At 63.6% G+C, this 2,198-nt stretch carries 3 protein-coding genes; 2 read left to right on the top strand and 1 reads right to left on the bottom strand.

Annotated elements, in window-relative coordinates; genetic code table 11:
• Positions 1–188, bottom strand: a 188-nt coding sequence (locus PMI42_RS30460; protein ID WP_008141825.1) for an FAD-dependent oxidoreductase, incomplete at its 3' end; no start/stop codon positions are given.
• 145 nt (positions 189–333) lie between these two features.
• On the opposite strand from PMI42_RS30460, the gene PMI42_RS30455 reads away from it, so the two are divergent.
• Positions 334–864, top strand: a complete 531-nt coding sequence (locus PMI42_RS30455; protein ID WP_008141823.1) for a SixA phosphatase family protein — start codon at positions 334–336, stop codon at positions 862–864.
• A gap of 93 nt (positions 865–957) precedes the next feature.
• Positions 958–1,383: a universal stress protein gene (locus tag PMI42_RS30450; RefSeq protein WP_008141820.1), complete on the top strand. Its 426-nt coding sequence runs from the start codon at positions 958–960 to the stop codon at positions 1,381–1,383.
• Positions 1,384–2,198: the final 815 nt, after the last annotated feature.

The following is a 2,198-nucleotide window of genomic DNA, read 5'->3' as shown; positions in this document are numbered from 1 at the left end:
CCCCAGCCGATATGGCGGCCCTCGAGCACCGCGACGCTGGCCCCCAGCCGGGCCGCCTCCAGCGCGATGGAAAGCCCGGCCAGCCCGGCCCCGATGACGCAGATGTCGGCATCGAGGTCGAATGACAGCCGCGCGCGCTCGCGAAAGCCGGCTTCTTCCTGGGCTACGCTTGTGAAAGTCTCGCTCATGTCGTTTCTTAGAGCATGATCCGGAAAAGTGTGAAGCGGTTTTCCGAAAAGATCATGCTCTTTAGTGGACCGATCGGGCGCTTGTCACCTTGTCCCCAACTGCCGCCTGTAGATTATTCTGGACTTGTAACGATTCGAGAATGCCATGCGCCGTTTGATGCTGCTGCGTCACGCCAAGACTGAGACTGACGCGCCGAGCGGCCGTGACCAGGACCGCCGGCTCGACGACCGCGGCCGCAAGGATGCCGCCGAGATCGGCGACTGGATCGCCACCCACCCCCCCTTTCCCGAGGCCGTGCTGGTGTCGCACGCCGTCCGGGCCCGGCAGACCTGGGACATCGCCTGGGAGACGATGAAGGACCGCGTCGCAGCGCCTCAGGTCGAGGTCCTGCCGGAACTCTACGGCGCCGATCCCGCGCAGATCCTGGAATCCATTCGCACTGCAACGATACCTGCCGACCCGAAGCAATTGCTGCTGGTCGGCCACAATCCCGGCATGCACGAGACCGCCCTGATGCTGATCGGCAGCGGCGATCCCGCCGGCGCCAAGGCGCTCGCCGACAACCTGCCCACCGCGGGGCTTGCGATCTTCGACTTTGACGTCAAGGATTGGGGGGACGTGGCCTACCGCCGCGGCAAGCTGGTGCTGTTCGTCAGCCCAAAGTTGCTTCGATAGCTAAAGTTGCTTCGATAGCTAAAGGCTGCTTCGATGGGGTGAGACGCGCGACGTGCCGGCAAAACGTCCTGACTGGAAGATTTGGAGGCGCAGATGTTCAAGTCCATCCTCGTGCCCATCGACCTCGCCGACACCGATCTCGCCAAGCCGGCGCTCGCGACCGCGACAACGCTGTCGCAGACCTGGAGCGGCACGGTGCGCCTGCTCAACGTGCTGCCGATGACGCCGGTGATGCTGGCCGAATACGTGCCGGCCGATTTCGACGAGCAGCAGCGCCAGACCTCGGAGGAAGCTCTCGCCATCGTCGCGCGCGAATCCGGCATCGAGGCTCCTCGCATCTCCAGCGTGGTGCGCCAGGGCGGCATCTACCACGAGATCCTCGAGGAAGCCGTGCACATGAAGGCCGATTTGATCGTGATGACCTCGCACCGGCCGGCGATGCGCACCTATTTCCTCGGCTCCAACGCCGGGCACGTCGTGCGTTACGCGAAATGCTCGGTGCTGGTGGTCAGGCACTGAGGGTTGCAACGAACTCTATTCGTAGCCCGGATAGAGCGCAGCGAAATCCGGGGCCTCTGCATCCGGCCGCGAGAATCCCGGATTACGCTTCGCTCCATCCGGGCTACGAGACCTTGCGTTGCCCGACGGGCAAAACACCCAAAATGCCGGTCAACCCGTGCCGTTAAAAATATTCCACTTTACCGAAATTCGGAATTGGCGGATAGTGCGCGCACTCCGGCCCAAGGAAGAGGGGCGTATCGCGATCGTCACGAACGCGGGCCGGGCGGCGGTGGACGCGGGCCACATCGGTGCGAAAAGCTTCGCAGGGCGGAGAGCCGTGAGCGAAGACCTTGCACCAACGACAGGTGCGGTTCGCGTACGGCAAAATCGTGTGGTCCTGGCGCCCGGGGTCTGTGCGCCAAGTCTTGCGGTGATGTGGCGGCCCGACCGGGCACGCGCATCAGTCATCTGCAAGGCGACGGGGGCAATAGTGCAACGCTCCCCGGGGAGAGCACGACATAAGCCGTCAACCCACTGCGCAGGGAAGGCCGGGATGCTCCGGTTGCCCTGTTACCCGCTGTGCAATGTAGCGCAATCTGCTCATGGCATGGCGGACAATGGGAGCCAGCCGGCTCCCGGCCTTCCCTGCGCCCTCTTTCATGAGGGTGAGCGATCAGGCAAAGCTCGGGCGAAACAAGCCGCGAGGATGCGAATGTGTGTCTGCAATGAAGATGCGAGCCGAAAGAGCGATGCCTTCACCACGTCATTGCGAGCGCAGCGAAGCAATCCAGAGTCTTTCCGCGGTGGGACTCTGGATTGCTTCGCTGCGCTCG

It is taken from the genome of Bradyrhizobium sp. YR681 (assembly GCF_000282615.1).
Classification (GTDB): Bacteria; Pseudomonadota; Alphaproteobacteria; order Rhizobiales; family Xanthobacteraceae; genus Bradyrhizobium.
This window is presented reverse-complemented; position numbering and strand designations above follow the sequence as displayed.

Excerpts from the sequence above, each read along its gene's own strand:
- PMI42_RS30455 (WP_008141823.1), top strand. The coding sequence starts at position 334 with ATGCGCCGTTTGATGCTGCTGCGTCACGCCAAGACTGAGACTGACGCG.
- PMI42_RS30450 (WP_008141820.1), top strand. The coding sequence starts at position 958 with ATGTTCAAGTCCATCCTCGTGCCCATCGACCTCGCCGACACCGATCTC.